Source organism: Microbulbifer agarilyticus S89 (genome assembly GCF_000220505.1).
Classification (GTDB): domain Bacteria; phylum Pseudomonadota; class Gammaproteobacteria; order Pseudomonadales; family Cellvibrionaceae; genus Microbulbifer; species Microbulbifer agarilyticus_B.
The window spans coordinates 32,633-52,247 of sequence record NZ_AFPJ01000023.1; the positions used below are offsets into that span (position 1 = coordinate 32,633).

The following is a 19,615-nucleotide window of genomic DNA, read 5'->3' on the forward strand; positions in this document are numbered from 1 at the left end:
ACGCTCACTAACTCTGAGATGCTTTTTGAATAACCGCCAGGGAAATTCGCGTGTATCCGGCGTTGGTACAGCTGGACATAACTTTTTTCAGGATGCTGAACGGCACAGTACGGTCGGCGAGGATATTCACTTCCGGCGGCTCTGCCAGCAGTGCTGCCGCCTCTTCGGTTACGTCTTCCCCCGCCGCCGCGCGTTCGGCAAGCGCCAGCTTGGCTTCCTCCAGCTCCGTGTCCGCCATATTCATCGCCTTGCCGACTTCCTGAATCATGGCCTGCTGGATTGCTTCAACCACCAGCTCGTCACTTTGGAAAAGCTCCTCAGTAGTCATGACCGGCTTGGCTTCGATCAGCACCTCATCATGGGTAACCATGAGGGTGACGGTTTCACGTGGCTTGGACTCCACTACCGAATCCGGCAGGGTGATCACCTTGGGCGCCTCAATGGCTTCGTCACTTGCGCTATTGGTCAGCAGGAAGAACACCAAAATTGTGAATACATCCATTAAGGAAGTCAGGTTCATTCCCGGTGTTTTACGCTTGCGGCTACGCGCCATGCGCTTCATGCGTCTACTTTCACGTTTCACGGCGCATCTCCCAGGGAAATATCGGGGAACAGTTCCATCCTTTCTGGCGTGGCATCAGGGTCGGGTGCACTGCCATCCTCCGGAACCGGCAGTACTTCGGCGCTGCGCACGGCATCCATAATGCCGACCAGATGCTCATAGGCCACGTCGGGCTCCATCAATAGCGTGGAATCGGTTTTATCCGGGTAGCTTTCTTTGATCCGCAGCAGGTATTCGCGCAATTTGACCAGGTCGTAGACCTCTTCCGTCGGCGGAATAACGGGCAAACCATTTTCATCGACCGCAACTTGCTCTGCTCCATCCGTAGTGACTGCATCGACTTGCTCTTCACTCTGGTTCAGGTTTGGAAAACGAGCGATCACTTTGTCGCCATCGCTAACTTCCAAAACCTCTTTGCGCACCACGACTTCCAGAGATACGCCGGGATCATCAGCGCCGCCTCCGGCGCCACTTGGCATATTCAACTCAAGGATCGTAACCCGGGAAAACACGGCGGATACCAGCAGGAACGGTACCAATACCACCATCAAGTTCAGAAAGGCGGTAATGTCCAGCTCCGGCGCTTCTTTGGCTCTGCTGTGACGCCTGCTTCTCATTACACCGATTCCGCGCTGGAAGTTTCACCCGTCTTTTTAGCGACAGGCTTTGCTTGAGCCTGACGGGTTTGTTCGACGTCTTGGTTCTTGGGCTTATCTGCGGGTGCTGCTGCCTTTTCTTCCTTGGCTGCATCACTGCGACGACGAGTTGCGGAAGACATAATGTTCAAGGCCTTAACTGATACCATTTCCAGACTATCCACGATCTGCCCGGTCAGCGAGTTCAGCAGCGCGTGCACGATCAGCAGCGCGATACCCACCATCAGACCGAAAGCGGTGGTGTTCATAGCCACAGAAATACTTGCCGAAAGCAAATCTGCTTTTTCCGCAGGGTTGGCATTCGCTACCGCGGTAAATGCCTCAATCAAGCCCATAATGGTACCGAGGAGGCCGAGCAGCGTGGCGATGTTGGAACCCAGCGCGACATAAGGCGTACGTTTTTCCAGCTGCGGAATAGTCTCCATAATGCTTTCTTCCATCGCGATTTCGATATCCTCGCGACGACGAACCGCACCCTGGCGCTCAAGCCCCATGGCAAGCAAACGGCCTACACCGGTGTTGTCATCTTTAACCAGGTTACGGGCGCGGTCGAAATCGCCAGTTTTCAACACCGGCTGAAGCTTCTCCCAGGCTGCGCGATTCGTGCGGCGCTCGTAAAGCAGACGAATGTAACGTTCGATAGCCACTGCGGCGCCGAGCGCGAACACCACCAGAATGGGATACATGAATGCACCACCAGTCTGAAAAAACGCGATTACGCTGTTAAAGAAATCCATCACTTTTCCTCTTGGTTTTCTTTCTCGGGTCCGCGGTTGCGCCGCTTTGCCTCGTTCTGGCCAGTAGGGCCACTAGTAAGTTAACTGTAAAAATAAATATGGAATTAATCTTCCGGGAGACTGAGTTGGTAGAACTCAAGCTCGCGCGAAAATACTTCTTTGTCCAATGGCTGCAACCTCGGGTCGAGCAGACTGGAGTTCAAGCCACTTTCCACACCCACCTCGGAGCTTTTCCAAGGCACGATGTAGAGAGATTTTGGGGCTTCTTTGTTACCGATAATGGAAATACCGGAAAGCTCCTTTACCTCATTATCGACTTTAGATTCACCGCTTTCGCCTTCTTCCTGTGCCGACACGGCAACGCTCATTGACAACAGAAAAAGTACCGCAAGTGGACGCAAAACTCTGTCCATCAGTTCACTCTCCGCTTGAGGTCGGTTACCCAGATAGAGACTTTGGCATCATCCGGTCGAACTTTTAAATACTGTTCAAACTGGGCGAGCGCACAACCGGCATCCTGAAGATATAGATCACAAAGGATACCGAGATTCTTGATGAGTGACGGGGTACCCGGGTGCAACTGTAAAGACTTCATGTAGGTATCTTTCGCCTCGTCGAACCGCCCTTGGCGGCGATAGAGAACGCCCAGTTCATTGCTCGCTATCGGATCAAGTGGCGCAGCGCGCAGAGCTTCAAGAAATGACTCTTCCGCATTCTTTTCATCACCGGTACGGTAGTAGGCAATACCGAGATTGACGTAGGGTGCTGAGAGTCGTTGCTCGCGCTCGACCACACTCTGTAACAGTTCGATCGCTTCTGGATAGCGCTCCCCTTCGAGGTAGGTGACAGCCTGGGTGAAGTCACGATTGACGCTACCAGACACCTTCACATTCATCGGGTCTACCGGGCTGCTTGAGGTCTGGGGGCCACTGGCGCATGCAGTAAGCAACAGCAGCAATGCAGAAATCGAGCTCAATTTCCCTAGTCGCATCATCCGCGTCGGCAACGGCTTACTCATCAGCCCTGGCCCTCCTGAGTCGAATTATCCGCGATAATCGCGTCCGTTTCTGTGACAGGCTCTTGGACGTCCGCCGTACCATTTATCACTGCGGTCGCCGAATTTTCTGTTTCCGACTGCAGCACTTTTTCAGGCTGTGGCAGCGTTTCAGGCTGTGGCACTGTTTCAAGCTGGGGAACGATGGTCCTGACGATTCTACCTGCCTCTTCCGGGCGGTCGTATCTGGCCGGCACCAAGCCGGCCAGCTGATCGATACTCTTCGCTACCCAGCTGTTGTAAATACCGGCGGCCATCAGGTCGATATTTTTCTCATGTACCGAGATCGCGCGCTCTTCGAACGGATAGATCTGCTCTTCCAGCGCCAACTCGTACTCCTCGAGTTCCATCGCATTCAAGTTAGTTGGCCGCTCGGAATCCTTCAGGGATCTACTGAAATGCAGGTAGATCTCCCCCAGATAGAACGTCGCTGCAGCGGTAACATCAGCCACCTGATAATCAATCAAATCGCTGAATGCCCTGGTCGCTGCCTGCATACGGGTACGCTTGGTGTTGAGGTTGCGCTCAAGGGGAGCAACGAGATCAATTTCCGCGAAGGAATCAAACTTTGGTTCGGCCAGTTTCAACGCGGCGCTACCGCCCAGGTAACGAGTGCGATCGTTGCGCTCGTTACCACCGCGCAACTCAATCCGTACTATGTCATCCAACGTGTTGAAATACGCCTTCTGGTTGCCACTATTGAGATAGATATCTGCAATTTTCTGGCGTGTTTCCAGCGCCGGTTCCATGGGTCTCGGGAAGAGCTTCACGTAGCGGTTGAGCACTGCCAGAGCCTTGTCGTAACTCTTGGCCGCACTGTACAGGCTTGCGGCCTGGGAAAGCGCTTCACGGCGCACATCTTCGTCGTCAGACTCGCGCTCGATGCGCTCAAATTCGGCACCGGCGAGCAATAACTGGCCACTTTCCTGATAAACCACTGCCAGCTTTTTGGTCACTTCTTTCTGCAACTCATGCTGTGGGTGGTTGCCACGGAACGCCTGCAGCACTTCAGCCGCGCGGCCCCAGTTCTGCAACTGGATCAGGGAGGCTGCTGCATCATATTCGGCCGTAGCCAAAATCGAGGCAGTCGGCGCGGCACCGCGGATACGTAGGAAATGTTCCGCTGCAGCCAGGTGATCTTCCGCTTTGCGCGCCTGGTCACCCTGCTGATAAATGGATCCGGCCAGATTCTCTAGCAGGTCCAAACGGTCTTTCGCATCGACGGCAGTGAGCTGCAGCGCTTGCAGGTAGCCTGCTTCTGCATCCGCATACAATTCGGTGTCGAAAGACGCGTGGGCGACCAGCAACCAGGCAGAGCGCTTGATCGGCTGTCCCGCTGCGGGGAATTTCTCCAGCAGCAGGCGTCCATTCTGAATCGCTTCCGGGAAGCTCTTCAGCTTGTACAGGTCATCCACCGCACCGAGCAGAATTTGCGGTGCCTTGGCGTGCTGCGGGAAGGTTTCGGAGAAGGTCAGAGAAGAGCGAATAATTTCTTTCTGCAGCGCAATCTTGTCCGCATTGCTGGCCCTGCCGAGATCGTTTTTGAGGTGCTCACGGTAAGCAAACACCGCGGCATAGCCTGCCTCACTGGCGTTCTCATTGACCGTATGTCCGGTGTAATCGTATGCAGTGCGCTCATATTCTCGCGCCGCATTGAGGAAGTCCTTGTTCTCCAGCATCAGGCCGGCCAGCTGGTAATTGATCTCCGGTGCTTTGGGCTTGTCGGCAAAGGATGCAAGGTAGCGGCGATACCAGTGAATCGCCTCAAGATAATTTTCGTCGCGTTTCTTGGCAAACTCTTTGTCTTTCGGTTTCACATTCTGGTAAGCCGCATGATAGTGGCTCGCCAGGTCAATCAGGTTGGTTTGCAGGAACTCCAGCACCACCGCATATTCCTGGATTTCAAACACGGTCCAGTACTGGGCATCCAGCGCATAGGTATTGGCAAAATCTTTCTTCGCCTCCAACACCAGACGAGGGAATCCACCCTTCTGGTAAATCTCAATTACGCGAATGGAAAAGTCCGGCGCAACCTTGTGCAACGGGTTGCGCTCAACAAAGGTATCGTAAGATTTGGAGGCGTCCTGATAGCGTCGCTTATCCAGGTAGTACTCGCCCAGATGGCTGTAGACGTAGGACTCGTAATCCCGCGCCCCCTTGCGCGAGAAGTAATCGACGATGGAATCCGCACCCCCGAGATAGGAAAAACTCAGGCTGATCACACGGAAGGTATCTTCGATATGCTTCCGCTCGGTTTCGTTGGTGGATTGCTCAAAGTCATAGCCCTCCGCGACTTTGTAGTCGAGCATGCCAACGAAATCGTCGAGCGCCATCTCGTACATATCTTGCTTGAACAATGCCCAACCGCGTTTGTACATGGCCAGCTCGTAAAAGCTCGACACCTCACCCATTGCAATCACACGGCCATAGGACTCTTCCGCATCGAGGTATTTTTTGCGTGTAAAGTAGTACTCTCCCAAGCGAAAATAGGCTTCATCAAGATGGCGCGAGGCGGGGTACTTGGCCACAAGCTTTAGCAGGATGGCAACCGCCTCTTCCACTTCGCCCGTCTCTTCATACGCCCGGGATAGCTGGTACATCACCTGATCATTGCGCTCATATAGCGGGTACTGCACCAACAATTTTTGGTACAGGGCAATCGCTTCGCGGGCATTGGCGGCAAGCAGTGCGTCTGCCTCATCACCCGGCACGGACACCTCGGCGTTGCTTGCCAGCCCGCTCATGTCCACGGAGCCACTGGCACGTGCCTCGAATTCACTTTGCTTCTCGTCAGTACCACGGGTGACGTTCGCCAGATCGACTTGCGCGCGCTCAGAGTCCGCCGGCACGCTGGCAAGCTGCGGCGCATCAAGTTCAGCGCTGGCGGTTGCCGCCTTGGTATTCGCAAGCTGATTAGCCGCGGCAACTTCACCTTCAGACAGGATCCGCGTTTCAGTACTACTCGGCAGTATTCCCTCTTCCGCACGGTGCGCCTGCTTGATTTTCAGGTCGGCAATACGACGGATAGCCTCAGGCGTCAACGCTGTTTCCGGGGTCTCCTGCAGATACTTCTGGTAGCTCGCCAGCGCCTTTTCCAGGCTGCCATCGATCTGGGTTTCACGTATCTCAATTTCGACTTTTTGTAAGCTACCAATGGTTTGGCCGCTGTTACTTGCGCATGCGCTCAATAGCAATGCGGCAGAGACGGCGGTAACCAACCCCAGGCTTCGGTACTGCGATGCCACGGCCTTCTTCAGCACTCCGGAATTATTCATCGCCAGCTCCGTCTACCTCTTCCACCCCGTCCATCGCTTCACTCTGCGATTGGGGAGCTTGCAGTTCCGGTGGGTTATCCACAGGCAGGGCTTCACCATCCGCGTCCGCGGAGATTGGCGTCGCAGGCGGCTCCTGTTTCATTTGCTCAACCTGCTGCTGGTACTCTTCGACTTTGCGGGCATCCGCGCGCTGTTCCTGCAGTTCATTTGCGCGGTCATAGCTATCCGCCAGGGCAAAGCGGGCCTTGATCTGATAACTCTCAAGCTGTGCACGGCGTTGGTCCAACTCGTTGATCGCCAGCTGCTCAAGCATGCGCCCCTGGCGCGCCATCAGCTGATCGATACGCTTCTGTGCGCGATTTAGTCCCGCGCGCAAACTGATGATCTGATCGCTATACCCCTCATAGCTGTGGGTCGCTGCCTGGCGGCTGCGCACATAGCGCTGATAAGTTTCCTGCAAAGTGGCAATCACCTCATCCAGCTCTTGCAAGCGCTTGAAGGCTTCGGTCAGGCGATCATCAAATTCACGGGACAGGCGGAATTTGAGCACACCTTCAAGGCGGGCAATACGCGCTTCAGTTTCTTCGCTTTTCAGGGTGGGGTTGTAGTCGAGGATCTCGCGGATCTGCTGAAGAACCAGACGTGATTCTGTTTCATCGCTGTTCGCCAACAGCTCCGGGCGGCGATTTACCAGCAGGTTATCGATGCGTGCAGCTAGACGCTGACGCTGCTCCAAACGCATTTTGATACGCGCATCGATTTGGCGGAACTGCACATCGAGCGGGGGCAATATGGGTTCATAATAGCTGCGGCGGAGCGCAATGATTTCGTCAAACGCAGCCAGGCTCTGCAACCAATCTTCGTTCCGCTCTTTCAGGTCATTCAGATCCTGGTAGTTACGCAGGAATTCCTGATAGTCATTGGATGCCATCAGCTCCAGCAGATAATGCGTTTCCGGCGCGTCCGGCAGGTTGCGCAACTCCACCACCCAGTTCTTTACCTGGCTGGCTTCTTTGCGCCGCAGTGCTTCAAGCAATTTACCTTCGCGAATACTGTTGATGGACTGGGTCAGCACATCCACCTGATTACCAAACAGGTCCAACGCCTGACCGTAATTCACCGCCGCGGTACTGTGTACCTCGAGCTTGCCGTAACTGTAGGGCACGGCGAGCATCGCTTCCTGCACCGATGCATTGGTTGGTGTACGCTGGGTCAGCAACTGCCAGGGGACCAGTGCGCGGTCGTAACGACCCGCGTTGGCCTCAACCCACCCGGCACCCAGCAACGCCTGATTGGAGAAGGGGCCACTTAACTGTACGCGGTCAAAGTAGGTGCGCGCGCGCTCGAATTCTTGTGCTTCCATCAATTGGAAGCCCAGCAACAGGTTGGTTTTATCCTGCAGTGCACGCATGGTGTCGCTGCTACCGGCATTGCGCCCCAGGCTATCCAGCGCAAGCACACCCTTTTCGGTCTCACCGGCTTTCAGCAGTGCAATACCAAGGTTGTACTCCACAAAGCCGGCAAGGGATTTTTCGCCTTTCAGCCCTTTTAACAGCGCGATCGCTTCCTCAAAGCGGCCCAGCTGCATGTACACGCGGGCACGCAAAAACAGCTCTTCCGCCCTTACGCGCTCGGGCACGCGGCCCTCAATCAGCTCCAGGGCATGCAGCGCATTGGCAAACTGCTGCTTGTGGTAATGGATTTTGGCGAGGCGGTAGGCAGCTTCATTTTTGATCGGCTGGGGGACATCGCCCTTGAGCACCTGCTCCATGGCGCGGCCGGCTTCCCGGTGCATACGGTAAGAGAGTTCAAGGTCACCGACCGCGAAGGCAGCCTGGCCAAAGTGCAGACTGAATGGGTCTAGCTCGGGGTCGTCCAGCAGACGGAACTGGTCCAGCTCGGTATCGAGGCCGGTAATGGCATCAAAGTACCGATCCTGGTGGGCCTGGAACAGCGCCTCACCAAAAAACAGGTCGCGCAGCTGGTCCGTATGCAGGGCAGACGGATCCACAGGCGCTTTCGCCTGCGCAGGTACGACGCATAGCGCAGTCAAGGCTGCGCCAGCAATCACGCTGGCCAGACGGGTGATCATGCTTACCAGTCCTTGAAGTTGATGGCGGACTGGTTGCCGGCAATCTGGATCTCAACGAACTTGGGACCCACCGCTTTTTCCACACTGTAATTTGCTGTCGCACGGTACTCTTTGCCGGACTTGGACTTGCCGAAATAAGTCACTTCCAGCGGGTGCGCGCCGGTCTGCACATTGGCGGTATGGATGCGCTGCACTCCACCGAGCTGCAGAGCTTCAATTTCGCGGTAGGTATAGAGGTGGTGGGCGACCACTTGGTTGTTCAGCTTCACCTCGACAGACTCGAGGCTGAATTCCGCACTGTTGGGCAGGGAAACAAACAGGGCGACCTGAGTGTTGGAGGGGAACAGCAACTTCTCTTCCAGGCGGTTCAGCTCCGATGTAAGGCTGATTACATCTTTCTTAACATCCTGGATCTGCTCGTCGAGGCCACGGATCTCTTCGCGACTTACCTGGTTGGCTCCCTGAGCATTGGTCATTACCGCCCACATCAGCAAAACGGCAGCCATCAGAATTCTGTACATATCCCTTTTACCTCAAACCCAACCTTTTTTATTGGCTGCAGACCCGACCGTCATTTTTCTTACCGTGGTCGAATATGCATTCTTAGGCAGGGGATTGTATTGCAAGCAACCGGATGGGATATGTGAGGCGTTTCAAAACTCGCGCAGAGAGTGGGATAAGATTTTTTTCTTAAAATTCAAAGGACAAGAGAAAAAAGCTCGATTTTGTGACAGGTATCACGAGCCTCAAGCGAGGCCTCCTCAGGCACCAGATCACAATTTCGCCGCTAAGCGCGGAACGAGGTCATATTTTTGGGTCTCAAAATTGTTAAAGCAATGAAAAGTGAGGCCTGCGAAGTGTGCAAACACTTACACACCAAACTGGGCAATTCACCATTTCTTCAATGCGTCTTCATCACTGTTGCGCGCTTGCACCCAGTCGCCCTTGTCGGCGCCTTTGGCGAACTCCCTTTTCCAGAAGGGCGCCCGGCTTTTCAGGAAATCCATGATAAACGCGCAGGCATCCAGTGCTGCCTGGCGGTGAGCGGAAGTTGCCCCCACGAACACGATCTCATCACCGGCGGCGAGCGGGCCAAAGCGGTGGATAATACGTACACGCCCAAGCGGCCAGCGCTGCGCGGCCTGACGGGCAATATCGGTCAGGGCAGCCTCTGCCATCCCGGGGTAGTGCTCCAGCTCAAGCACCGCGACCGAGTGCTGCTCACCCGACTCTGCCGGGGAAAAATCGCGCACGTTACCCACGAACATCGCCGTGGCGCCATCCACATAGTTTTCGCTGCGTAACAGGTTGTACTCCACTCCCGGGTCGAACCCTTCCGCCTGCACGGAAATAGAAATTTCCAGCGGCACGTCAGCCTCCTGTCACCGGCGGGAAGAAAGCAACCTCGTCGCCATCTTTGACCGCGGCGTCCATACTCGACAGTTTCTGGTTTAACGCCACCTGCAGCTGGTCACTGGCCAATGCCGCCCGCCACTCTCTGCCCTTGGCGGCGAGGCGAGTGCGCAGGCCTGCAATATCGGTAATACCTGCCGCTTCTGCTTGCAGACCTTCGCAACCTAACTGCTCACGCAGGCTGGCAAAAAACAGTACCTTGATCACGACTTTTCCTCCGCGGCTTCCGACGTCCATTGCCCGCGCTTGCCACCGATCTTTTCCTGCAGCTGGGTCGGCCCGATCACCATGGCCGGGTCGACGGCTTTGCACATATCGTAAATGGTCAGCGCGGCCACACTGGCAGCGGTCAGTGCTTCCATCTCCACGCCGGTGCGGCCGGCGAGGCGACAGAAACTGACGATGTTCACGGTGGAGTTCGCTTCATCCAGTGCGAAGTCCACCTTTACCTTGGTCAGTGCCAGCGGGTGGCACAGCGGGATCAGGTCGGCAGTTTTTTTGGCGGCCTGGATGCCGGCGATGCGGGCGGTAGCCAGCACATCGCCTTTTTTGTTGTTGCCCGCCTGCAGTTGCGCGAAGGCTTCCGCGGACATGGCGACGGCAGAGACGGCGCGGGCGGAGCGGTCGGTGATGTCTTTGTCGGTGACATCCACCATGCTGGCTTCGCCTTGCTGGTTGAGGTGTGTCAGGGTCATTTCTGGGGCGGCCTGTGAATTATTTGGATAGGTAACCGACGAAGTTGCACGGCTTGTGGCTTGCGGTGAGCTGTTCCTGCAGCAGTTTGGTCCAGCCGGTTTTGCACGCACCGGTGGAACCTGGCAGGCAGGCGATCAGGGTGCGGTTGGCGATTCCGGCCAGTGCACGGGACTGAATGGTGGAGGAGCCAATTTCTTCATAACTGATGGAGCGGAACATTTCGCCGAAGCCGTCGATGTGTTTATCGAACAATGGGGCGAGAGCTTCGGGGGTAGAATCGCGGCCGGCGAAGCCGGTGCCGCCGGTGGAAATAATCACTTGTACTTCTGGGTCGGCGATCCAGGCGGAGACTTGCGCACGCAGCAAGTATTTATCATCGATAACGATAGCTTTGACGGCGAGGTTGTGACCGTCTGCCCGCAGAGCCTCTACCAGATAATTACCAGAGGTATCGTTTTCTTCGGTTCGGGTGTCAGAAACGGTGAGAACGGCGATATTCAGTTTTTGATTTGGGTCTAATGGGGCGTGGGACATTTTTGTGCTCCGTCGCTGCCTTTGATGTTGGGTACTTTGATGTTGGGTACTTTGATGTTGGGTACTTTGTTGTTGGTTTGTGGCGCTGGCGCGCTAGCGCACCCGCTTCGCTTCCGACTTATTACTTCGTAAGCGTTAAATTTTTGGCTTAGCCACCAATTATCGAGAGGTTTTCTGTTCCTCCCGTATTGCCTTGCTGCAAGTAGTGGCTGACTTCTTTATTGCCGATCATGGTTCTTACGCTTTCCGCCAGCGCATTGGCATCCCCATCGCGAATCGCATGGCGCAGGTCGATTCCGGCATCGGAAAACAAACACAAATGCAATTTGCCCTGGGCGGAAATGCGCAGGCGGTTACAGCTGCTACAGAAATCTTTGCTGTAGGGCGTAATCAAGCCGATGCGGCCGGCGTAGTTGGGGTGGACGTATTCACGGGCGGGGCCGGCATCGATGGCGCGGGGGAGTAATTGCCAACCGGTTTCGATCAAAAGCTGCTCGATTTCCGCACCGCGCAGGTGGTTGCTGGCGAAGTAGTCGCGGTTATCGCCGGTTTGCATCAATTCGATAAAGCGGAGGGTGACTGGGGTTGTTTTGAGCCAGGCCAAAAACTGCTTGAGTCTGTCATGCGCACCGTCGCTGAGCAGCACGGCGTTAACCTTGGTTTGCACGCCCAATTCCAGTGCGCGGTCGATGCCGGTGAGAATTTTGGGCAGGCAGTCGTGGCCGGTTATGTGGGCAAATTCACTGGGGTCCAGACTGTCGATACTGATATTGAGCTGGTCGAGGCCCGCGTGGTGCCAGGTGTCGATGGCAGAAGGCAACTTGTAGCCGTTGCTGGTAAGGGCGACGCGGCGGATACCAGGGGTGGCTTTTGCCGCCTGAATCAGTTGCGGGAGGTCCTTGCGCAGAGAGGGCTCGCCGCCGGTCAGGCGCACCTTTCTGGTGCCGAGCTGGGCGAAGGCGCGCATGACGGTGGTGGCTTCCGCGACACTGAGATCGGGCTGCTTGGGGCTGGCCTGGTAGCCGTCGGGCAGGCAGTAGTCGCAACGGAAGTTGCAGACATCTGTCACCGACAGGCGCAGATAGTAGAAACGACGGCCATGGCCGTCTTCCAATACGCGGTTTTCTTTCATCACCTTTCCAAATGCGGGAGGCCGTTCGGTTTCCCTTGCGACCCTGGCGGGCGGCGTTGCCGCTCGCGGCCAACATCCCGTATCGATAACGATCAATGACTTAGGAATGCAGGCTCGGTGTTGTTTATGTCGTTCGTTTAGACAGTGTTTAAATCGAGGCCCGGTTCAGGCCATCTGCAGCACAGTCCTCGTTCAAGATTAGCTTCAAATCACCGGTAGTTTCAGCGCTACCGTCCGTATTCTAACCACATCCGCCCGTGTAAATGCAATTTCACCGCCAATCTTGCGCCGTACTGAATTAACCGACGTCGAGGATCTTCAGGGTATTGGTACCGCCGTGGGACTGCATCAGATCACCACGAATCAGGATCACCCGGTCTCCTTCATCGACGATACCGCGGGCCCGCAGGGTATCCAAAGCGCGCTGGTTGAGTTCGCGGTCGCCCTCGTCGTCGCCGGGTACAAATAGTACGGAGATTACCCCGCGATACAGTGCCATGCGCCGCTGGGCGACAGGCTCGTGGGCAAGGCCCACAATGGGCAGGCCGGAGCGAATACGCGAGGCAATAAGCGCCGTGTAGCCGGTCTGGGTCATACAGGCGATGGCGGTGACTCGTTCCAGATGGTTGGCAGCGTACATGGCAGAGAGGGAGATGGTCTCGTCGATGCGGGTGAATCCCTGATGCATACGGTGACCGGACTCCTGGGCCGAACGCTCTCGTTCCGCCCCCAGGCACAGGCGGTGCATGGCTTCCACTGCTTCCACGGGAAAGCCACCGGCGGCGGTTTCGGCCGAGAGCATCACTGCGTCGGTGCCATCGAGTACCGCGTTGGCCACGTCGAAGACCTCCGCCCGGGTGGGCAGCGGCGCGGTGATCATGGTTTCCATCATCTGGGTGGCGGTAATCACCGCTCGATTGAGCTGGCGGGCGCGCTTGATCATGCGTTTTTGCACCCCGATCAACGCGGCATCACCAATTTCCACCCCCAGGTCGCCGCGCGCCACCATCACCGCTTCGGAAGCACGGATGATGTCGTCCAGGGTGTCGTGATCCGCCACGGCCTCGGCCCGCTCGACCTTGGCCACCAACCCAATATGCTTGCCCTCTTCCCCCAGCAGTGCCCGGGCTTCCTTCATGTCTTCAGCGCTGCGCGGGAAGGATACCGCCAGGTAATCAACACCAATGTCGATGGCGGTTTTGAGGTCCTGCTTGTCTTTGTCGGTGAGGGCTGCGGCTGACAAGCCGCCGCCCTGCTTGTTGATGCCCTTGTTATTGGACAGGCTGCCGCCGACCACTACTGTGGTCAGCACGTGGCGCTCGGTCACCTGCTCCACATTCAGGATTACCCGGCCGTCGTCCAGCAGCAGCACGTCCCCTACCGTCACATCGCTGACCAGCGCTTTGTAATCGCAACCGACGCGCTTCTCATCACCGGCGTCGGCCTCGAGCTCCATATCCAGCAGAAAGCGTTCGCCTTCATGCAAGATGACATGGTTTTCGCGAAAACGGGCAATACGGATTTTCGGCCCCTGCAGGTCGCCCAGCGCCGCCACGGTCTTGCCCTGGTGTTCGGCGATCTCGCGCACTTGCTTGAGACGACGGCGGTGATCGTCGGCGGTGCCGTGAGAGAAGTTGAGGCGCACCACGTCGACCCCGGCTGCAATCAACTTTTCCAGCACACCGGGCTTGTCGCTGGCCGGCCCCAGGGTGGCAACGATCTTGGTGCGCCGGAAGGGTGAGGTGGCCGGTTGGACCGTGGGGATATGGGGCATGGAAGTTTCTCTGGCAACTTGCGACCGAGTCCGGGTCTATAGACTCAGCTTAGCCAGCAATCCTGTCCCGGCGGGCCTGGCTTTCTAGTTATCCACAGTTGGCAGCACCAGAATTGCGCGGAAATCATTAACATTGGTACGGGTTGGCCCGGTCACAATCAGATTGCCCAGCTCTGCGAAGAAACTGTACGCATCGTTGTCGGCTTGATAGCTTGCCGGTTGCAGGCCTTGCGACTGCATTTTCGCCCAGTCATCTGGCGCAAACGATGCACCGGCGTTGTCCTCGGAACCGTCAATACCATCGGTGTCGATGGCAAGACCATAGATACCCGGTGCCCCTTGTAATCCATCGAAGAGCCCCAGCAAATACTCCACATTGCGCCCGCCGCGACCGTTGCCGGTCACCGTGACGCTGGTTTCGCCACCGGATAAGATCAGCAACGGTTGGCGGAGTTCCTCCTGCAAACCGAGCGCCAACGCCGCATGCTCGGCACCCAGCTCCCGCGCTTCCCCTTCAAGGTCATCGCCCAACACACGCACCTCGATACCCGCAGCCAGTGCCGCGTCGTGCGCCGCTGCCAGCGCGTCGGCGGCCTTGGCAAGCATCACGGACTGGTCGCGGGCAAAGTCCACATCATCGGGGCGCGGGGATTTCTCTGCTGCCTTAAGATGTGCCCGCACCTCGGGCTCGAGCTTTATCTCATAGCGCTGCAGGATTTCCAGGGCGTCGGCGGCGGTGGTGGTATCCGGCAAGGTGGGCCCGGAGGCAATCAGCGTAGGGTCATCCCCCGGGACATCGGAAACCAGGTAGGTCACTACCCGTGCAGGATGCGCAGCGACAGCGAGGCGCCCGCCCTTGATCGCCGACAGGTGACGGCGCACGGTATTGATCTCACGAATCGGCGCGCCGCTGCGTAACAGTGCCTTATTGATGGATTGCTTCTGTTGCAAGGTAAGCCCCGGCGCCGGCAGGCTCATCAATGCAGAGCCACCGCCGGAGACCAGCGCCAGCACCAGGTCCTCTTCCCCCAGCGCTTCGACGGAGGCAAGCATCCGCTTGGCCGCCTGCTCTCCCAGGTTATCCGGCATGGGGTGCGCCGCTTCCAATACCTCGATCTTCTCGCACTGCGCACCATGCTCGTAGCGGGTTACGACAACCCCCGAGATATCCGCCTCCGGATACTGCCGCTGCCACGCGCGCTCCAACGCCGCGGCCATTGCGGCACTGGCCTTCCCTGCACCCACGACCAGCGTCTTGCGCCCGGGTGCCGGGAGCGCATTCGAAAATAGGTTGTCGGGGTGTACCGCGGCAACAGCGCGCTGCGCGAGGTCACGCAGCCACTGGCTATGGCTCGCGGGAGGCATTTCAGGACGGACGGGCGGCAGTGGTGACAAGTGGTTTCTCCCTTAGCAGTGCAGCGGTAAGTTAACTCTGCAAGAACGGTTCCGCTTTTATTCTCTTCCCGGCAAATACGCCCTCAAGCTCGCCCGGTGTATTCCCTCGCCGGGCTAAAGGAAGGCGAATTTAGCGAGGAAAATCGCACTCAGAATATACAGGCTTAATGAAATCTGGCGATGCTGGCCGGTAAATAATTTGAGCGCGGTGTAAGTTAGAAACCCGAGCGCGATGCCATTGGCAATGGAGAATGTCAGCGGCATCATGATCATGGTAACCACTGCGGGAATCGCATCGGTGAGATCTTCCCAGTCGATATGCGACATGCCGCCCATCATCAACATCGCCACATAGATCAGTGCGCCAGCAGTGGCGTAAGCCGGAATCATCCCTGCCAGCGGTGCAAAGAATACGCAGAGTAGAAATAACCCACCGACTGTCACCGCGGTGAGCCCGGTGCGCCCTCCGGCAGCCACACCCGCGGCACTCTCCACAAAGCTGGTTACCGGCGGGCAACCCACGAAGGCACCCAGCACACTGGAGGTGCTGTCGGCCTTCAGGGCCTGGGGAAGCTTCTCGATACTGCCATCCGGCTCAATCAGCTTGGCACGGTGAGCAACCCCCATCAGGGTACCGGCGGTATCGAAAATATTGATAAACAAGAACGCGAGGATCACGCTCACCATACTGAGATCCAGTGCACCGCGGATATCCACCGCCATCCAGGTGGGCGCTAGACTCGGCGGCCTGGAGACCAGGCCACCATACTCCACCAGCCCCAGGGCCAAGCCGGCACCAGTCACCAGCAGGATACTGATCAGGATCGCCCCGAACACGCGCCAAAAGCTCAGTACCGCTATCAGTAGAAAACACAGGATGCCGAGCATGGCCTGCGGTTCGCGGAGGGAGCCTAGTGACAGCAGTGTCGCGTCACTGGGTACCACAATGCCCGCGGACTTGAGCCCGATCAGCCCAAGAAACAGCCCAACCCCTGCGCCCATGGAGTAGCGCAGGCACATGGGGATGCTGTTCATGATCCACTCACGCACCCGCGACAGGCTCATGGCCACAAACAGCACGCCGGCAATAAACACCGCCCCCAGCGCTATCTGCCAGCTGTACCCCATCTCGCCCACCACCGTATAGGCGAAGAAGGCGGTCAGGCCGATGCCCGGTGCCAACCCAACCGGCCAGTTGGCATAAAAGCCCATCAGAAAGCAGGCTACGGCACTGCCGAGACAGGTCGCCACGAACACCGCGCCGGGCTCCATACCGGTGCCAGAGAGCATATTAGGCGTCACGAAAACCACATAGGCCATGGTGACAAAGGTGGTGAGGCCAGCGAGCAGCTCACCACGTACAGTGGTGCCGTGCGCCCGCAGCGCAAACAGGCGCTCCATCAGTTTGTTTGACGACTGCTGCACCGTCCTCTCCGACCTGTGGATTGATAGACTGGAGGGGCTTGCCCCCTAAACAGTGTGGACAACGAATAGCCCTGCGCCCAGCGGAACCGGCCTCGGCAACCCGCGTGACTTCTCATTGGCCCTGCCGGCCAGTAAAATTGTCGCCCTTTCCCAATTACGACTATCCCGCGATACCGGAGCTATACCCATGGGCAGAGCCTATCAGAACCGCAAAGAGTCGATGGCCAAGACCTCGAACATGAAAGCCAGGATCTACAGCCGTTACGGCCGCGAGATCTACGTGACTGCAAAGTCTGGCGGCGTCGACCCCAACGGTAACCTGGCGCTGCGCAGCCTGATCGACCGCGCCAAGAAAGAGCAGGTGCCGACCCACGTTATTGACAAAGCCATCGACAAGGCCAAGGGCGGCGCCGGCGAGGACTTCTCCCGCGCCCGCTACGAAGGGTTTGGCCCCGGCGGCTGTATGGCGATCATTGAGTGTCTGACCGACAACCCCAACCGCACCTTCGGTGATGTGCGCCAGGCGTTTACCAAAACCAAAACCAAGATCGGTACCGAGGGCTCCGTCAGCCACAGCTTCGACCATCTGGCAATTCTCGTCTTCAAGCACGACGACGAAGAAGCGGTATTGGAAGCCCTGATGGAAGGGGATGTGGACGTTACCGATATCGAAAACGAAGACGGGAAGCTTTCCGTATTCGCCCCGCAGTCCGAGTACTTCAAGGCCAAGCAGGCATTGATCGAAGCCTTTGGTGAGATCGACTTTGACGTGGATGAAATCCAGTTTGTGCCGCAGACCTATACCCAGATCAGCGGTGACGATGTGGCGCTGTTTGAGAAGTTTATCAACATGCTGGAAGACTTGGAGGATGTGCAGGCGGTGTACCACAACGTCGAGAACCCCTGATTCCACGCAATGCCCGAAGAGCCGGTAGCGTTTGCCTCGCGAACTCCCGGCTCTTGCCTCCCATCCCCTCCGCTCCATTCTTACTCGCTGACACCAATAAGCACTATCTACAACACAGCCAAATAGTACACAGCCAAACATAGAGAATTCCCCGCCTTTTCCTACCTTGGTCGCATAGATCCGTAAGGCTTGGGTATCTAGCTTCGAAGCTGAGACGAAAACCGGGATGAATAAAGCCGGAGGTCTGTAGTGGCACACACTTGGCGATGGCGCGTGTCTTTCCTTCCTATCACTTCATTAACGTCCCGCTTCTCGTCTCTTATTCCATTAAAAAAATAAGAGGAAAAACCATGAAGTCTCTCGTTCGCTCAACCCTGGGCGCGCTGTGCCTTGCTGTGCTCAGCGTATTCAGCCACTCCGTTATTGCACAATGTATCGACAATGTAGTCCTGGTGCACGGCAATGCCGGAAGCCCCTCTGACTGGAGCAACACCTATAACGAGCTGCGCAGTAACGGCTATCAATCCAATCAGATCTATCGCCCCAACTGGGGTTCCAAAACCTGCGCAGCGTGTAACAATCACAGCGGTATTGAGGAAATACCGGTGCGCGATGCCATCCTCTCGGCCATCAACAACTCTTGCAGCGGCAAAATTGATGTCATTGGCCATTCAATGGGGGTCACACTGGCCGCCAAAGTGATTATTGAAGAGGGCGAAACAGCCAACGTTGATGCCTTCGTGGGAATTGCCGGCGCCTATCGCGGACTTTGGTCCTGTGGGGCATATCCCTTCAATGTCGCCACAAGCACCTGCGGCATCAATGGGTTGTCCATATCCAGTCCGTTCCTTGATTGGCTGTATGGCAAGAAAATTGGCAATCGCGTTTACTCAATCAAGAGCTATGCCGACCAGATTGTCTGCGTGACAGGCACTTGCCTGGTTTACGGTAAACACTCCAGCCAAATTAGCGGAGAAGCGGCGAGCTTCACCTACACCTACGGCCACTTTGGCCTGCAAAAATACACTGCCGGCAAGCAGGTTTCACTACTAGACTAATTCCATCCACTTGAGCGCTGCAGCGCCTGCTTTAAACGCATAGATGTATGAATACACCCCACTCACCCGATACATGCGCCCTGCCGCGTATTGGGTTGGGAGGTGGTTGCCACTGGTGTACAGAGGCCGTATTTCAGCAGTTGCGTGGTGTTGAGCGCGTCGACCAGGGCTACATTGCATCACAGCCTCCGAATACAGACTATTCAGAGGCTGTGATCGTACATTTCAACCCCAAAGAAATTTCTCTCGAAACTCTCATTGAGGTGCACCTGTATACACACAGTGCTACCGCGACTCATTCATTGCGTAAAAATTACCGCAGTGCGATTTATTTTTTTAGCGAACAACAACAGGAATCAGCCCAAAAGGCTCTGCACGTATTGCAAGATGATTTCGCCGATCCGCTGATTATCCAGGTATTGCCCTACCGCGCATTTCGCTGTTCAGACCCACGGCATGTTAATTATTATTCCACTGACCCGGAGCGGCCTTATTGCCAGAGGTATATCGAGCCGAAGCTTCAGTTACTCCAGAATAAGTTCAAGGATGGGCTTAAAAACCGGAAGGAATCTGGCTGAGCCAGAGACACAAAAGGCCCGCAAGGCGGGGCTTCTGGACTGTTTTAAACAGAGGTTCAACTGCGAGCCCCTTAGTGTTGCCACGGGCATCGGGCCATACCGGTTTGTATTCTCCGGCGCCCATCAGCTTTTCGCGCAGGATAGGAGCGGCAAAGGCAGTAACGATCCCCCTAGTCAAGGCACCGGGCTTTGCAGGAAAAACATACCTAAGCCCATAAACGATGAACTCAAACAGGGTCCTCGTGTTCGTACATGGCACATCGATATCTCGATCTAACTTGGCCAAGCCGACCTCTAGACAGCAATTCTCGTCTTCAGCACGATAAC

General features: G+C 56.5%; 19 protein-coding genes and 1 riboswitch. Of the genes, 3 read left to right on the plus strand and 16 right to left on the minus strand.

Features of this window, described 5'->3' with window-relative positions:
- Window positions 1–7: 7 nt before the first annotated feature.
- The 16 genes from AS89_RS0106410 to AS89_RS0106485 form a co-directional block, all read right to left on the minus strand.
- The gene (locus AS89_RS0106410) at window positions 8–583 is read right to left on the minus strand and encodes an ExbD/TolR family protein (protein WP_237709639.1); all 576 of its coding nucleotides are present in this window, start codon (window positions 581–583) and stop codon (window positions 8–10) included.
- A complete protein-coding gene (locus tag AS89_RS0106415) occupies window positions 580–1,179 on the minus strand; it encodes an ExbD/TolR family protein (protein WP_010131635.1) in 600 nt (199 codons plus the stop codon). Before AS89_RS0106415 ends, AS89_RS0106410 begins: the two co-directional genes overlap by 4 nt.
- Window positions 1,179–1,955, minus strand: coding sequence for a MotA/TolQ/ExbB proton channel family protein (locus AS89_RS0106420; protein WP_010131636.1), 777 nt, complete (start codon window positions 1,953–1,955; stop codon window positions 1,179–1,181). The genes AS89_RS0106415 and AS89_RS0106420 overlap by 1 nt, the downstream gene beginning before the upstream one ends.
- A gap of 104 nt (window positions 1,956–2,059) precedes the next feature.
- Complete coding sequence (locus tag AS89_RS0106425) at window positions 2,060–2,368, minus strand: hypothetical protein (RefSeq protein WP_010131637.1); 309 nt, start codon at window positions 2,366–2,368, stop codon at window positions 2,060–2,062.
- Window positions 2,368–2,973, minus strand: coding sequence for a tetratricopeptide repeat protein (locus AS89_RS0106430; protein WP_237709640.1), 606 nt, complete (start codon window positions 2,971–2,973; stop codon window positions 2,368–2,370). Before AS89_RS0106430 ends, AS89_RS0106425 begins: the two co-directional genes overlap by 1 nt.
- Window positions 2,973–6,284, minus strand: coding sequence for a tetratricopeptide repeat protein (locus AS89_RS0106435; RefSeq protein WP_010131640.1), 3,312 nt, complete (start codon window positions 6,282–6,284; stop codon window positions 2,973–2,975). Before AS89_RS0106435 ends, AS89_RS0106430 begins: the two co-directional genes overlap by 1 nt.
- Complete coding sequence (locus AS89_RS0106440; protein ID WP_010131641.1) at window positions 6,277–8,376, minus strand: tetratricopeptide repeat protein; 2,100 nt, start codon at window positions 8,374–8,376, stop codon at window positions 6,277–6,279. The genes AS89_RS0106435 and AS89_RS0106440 overlap by 8 nt, the downstream gene beginning before the upstream one ends.
- Before the next feature lie 2 nt (window positions 8,377–8,378).
- On the minus strand, window positions 8,379–8,897 hold the full coding sequence (locus AS89_RS0106445; protein ID WP_010131642.1) for a hypothetical protein: 519 nt from the start codon (window positions 8,895–8,897) through the stop codon (window positions 8,379–8,381).
- A gap of 369 nt (window positions 8,898–9,266) precedes the next feature.
- Entirely contained in the window at window positions 9,267–9,746 is a 480-nt protein-coding gene (locus AS89_RS0106450) for a molybdenum cofactor biosynthesis protein MoaE (protein WP_010131643.1), read from the minus strand.
- A 1-nt stretch (window position 9,747) separates the two neighbouring features.
- Entirely contained in the window at window positions 9,748–9,996 is a 249-nt protein-coding gene (gene moaD / locus AS89_RS0106455; protein WP_010131644.1) for a molybdopterin converting factor subunit 1, read from the minus strand.
- Window positions 9,993–10,484: a cyclic pyranopterin monophosphate synthase MoaC gene (gene moaC / locus AS89_RS0106460; RefSeq protein WP_010131645.1), complete on the minus strand. Its 492-nt coding sequence runs from the start codon at window positions 10,482–10,484 to the stop codon at window positions 9,993–9,995. The genes moaD and moaC overlap by 4 nt, the downstream gene beginning before the upstream one ends.
- 19 nt (window positions 10,485–10,503) lie before the next feature.
- Window positions 10,504–11,019: a molybdenum cofactor biosynthesis protein B gene (moaB, locus tag AS89_RS0106465; protein WP_010131646.1), complete on the minus strand. Its 516-nt coding sequence runs from the start codon at window positions 11,017–11,019 to the stop codon at window positions 10,504–10,506.
- A gap of 148 nt (window positions 11,020–11,167) precedes the next feature.
- The gene (moaA, locus tag AS89_RS0106470; protein ID WP_010131648.1) at window positions 11,168–12,151 is read right to left on the minus strand and encodes a GTP 3',8-cyclase MoaA; all 984 of its coding nucleotides are present in this window, start codon (window positions 12,149–12,151) and stop codon (window positions 11,168–11,170) included.
- Window positions 12,136–12,283: riboswitch (molybdenum cofactor riboswitch) on the minus strand. It overlaps the preceding gene by 16 nt.
- 166 nt (window positions 12,284–12,449) lie before the next feature.
- Window positions 12,450–13,925: a pyruvate kinase gene (gene pyk / locus AS89_RS0106475; RefSeq protein ID WP_010131650.1), complete on the minus strand. Its 1,476-nt coding sequence runs from the start codon at window positions 13,923–13,925 to the stop codon at window positions 12,450–12,452.
- 84 nt (window positions 13,926–14,009) lie between these two features.
- Window positions 14,010–15,320, minus strand: coding sequence for a glycerate kinase type-2 family protein (locus AS89_RS0106480; RefSeq protein WP_010131651.1), 1,311 nt, complete (start codon window positions 15,318–15,320; stop codon window positions 14,010–14,012).
- A gap of 114 nt (window positions 15,321–15,434) precedes the next feature.
- Window positions 15,435–16,745: an NCS2 family permease gene (locus AS89_RS0106485; protein ID WP_010131652.1), complete on the minus strand. Its 1,311-nt coding sequence runs from the start codon at window positions 16,743–16,745 to the stop codon at window positions 15,435–15,437.
- Between the two features lie 187 nt (window positions 16,746–16,932).
- On the opposite strand from AS89_RS0106485, the gene AS89_RS0106490 reads away from it, so the two are divergent.
- The 3 genes from AS89_RS0106490 (at window position 16,933) to AS89_RS17080 (ending at window position 19,288) form a co-directional block, all read left to right on the plus strand.
- Complete coding sequence (locus tag AS89_RS0106490; protein ID WP_010131653.1) at window positions 16,933–17,652, plus strand: YebC/PmpR family DNA-binding transcriptional regulator; 720 nt, start codon at window positions 16,933–16,935, stop codon at window positions 17,650–17,652.
- 350 nt (window positions 17,653–18,002) lie between these two features.
- The gene (locus AS89_RS0106495; protein ID WP_010131654.1) at window positions 18,003–18,710 is read left to right on the plus strand and encodes an alpha/beta hydrolase; all 708 of its coding nucleotides are present in this window, start codon (window positions 18,003–18,005) and stop codon (window positions 18,708–18,710) included.
- Between the two features lie 47 nt (window positions 18,711–18,757).
- Complete coding sequence (locus tag AS89_RS17080) at window positions 18,758–19,288, plus strand: peptide-methionine (S)-S-oxide reductase (RefSeq protein ID WP_050901655.1); 531 nt, start codon at window positions 18,758–18,760, stop codon at window positions 19,286–19,288.
- The last annotated feature ends 327 nt before the right edge of the window (window positions 19,289–19,615 follow it).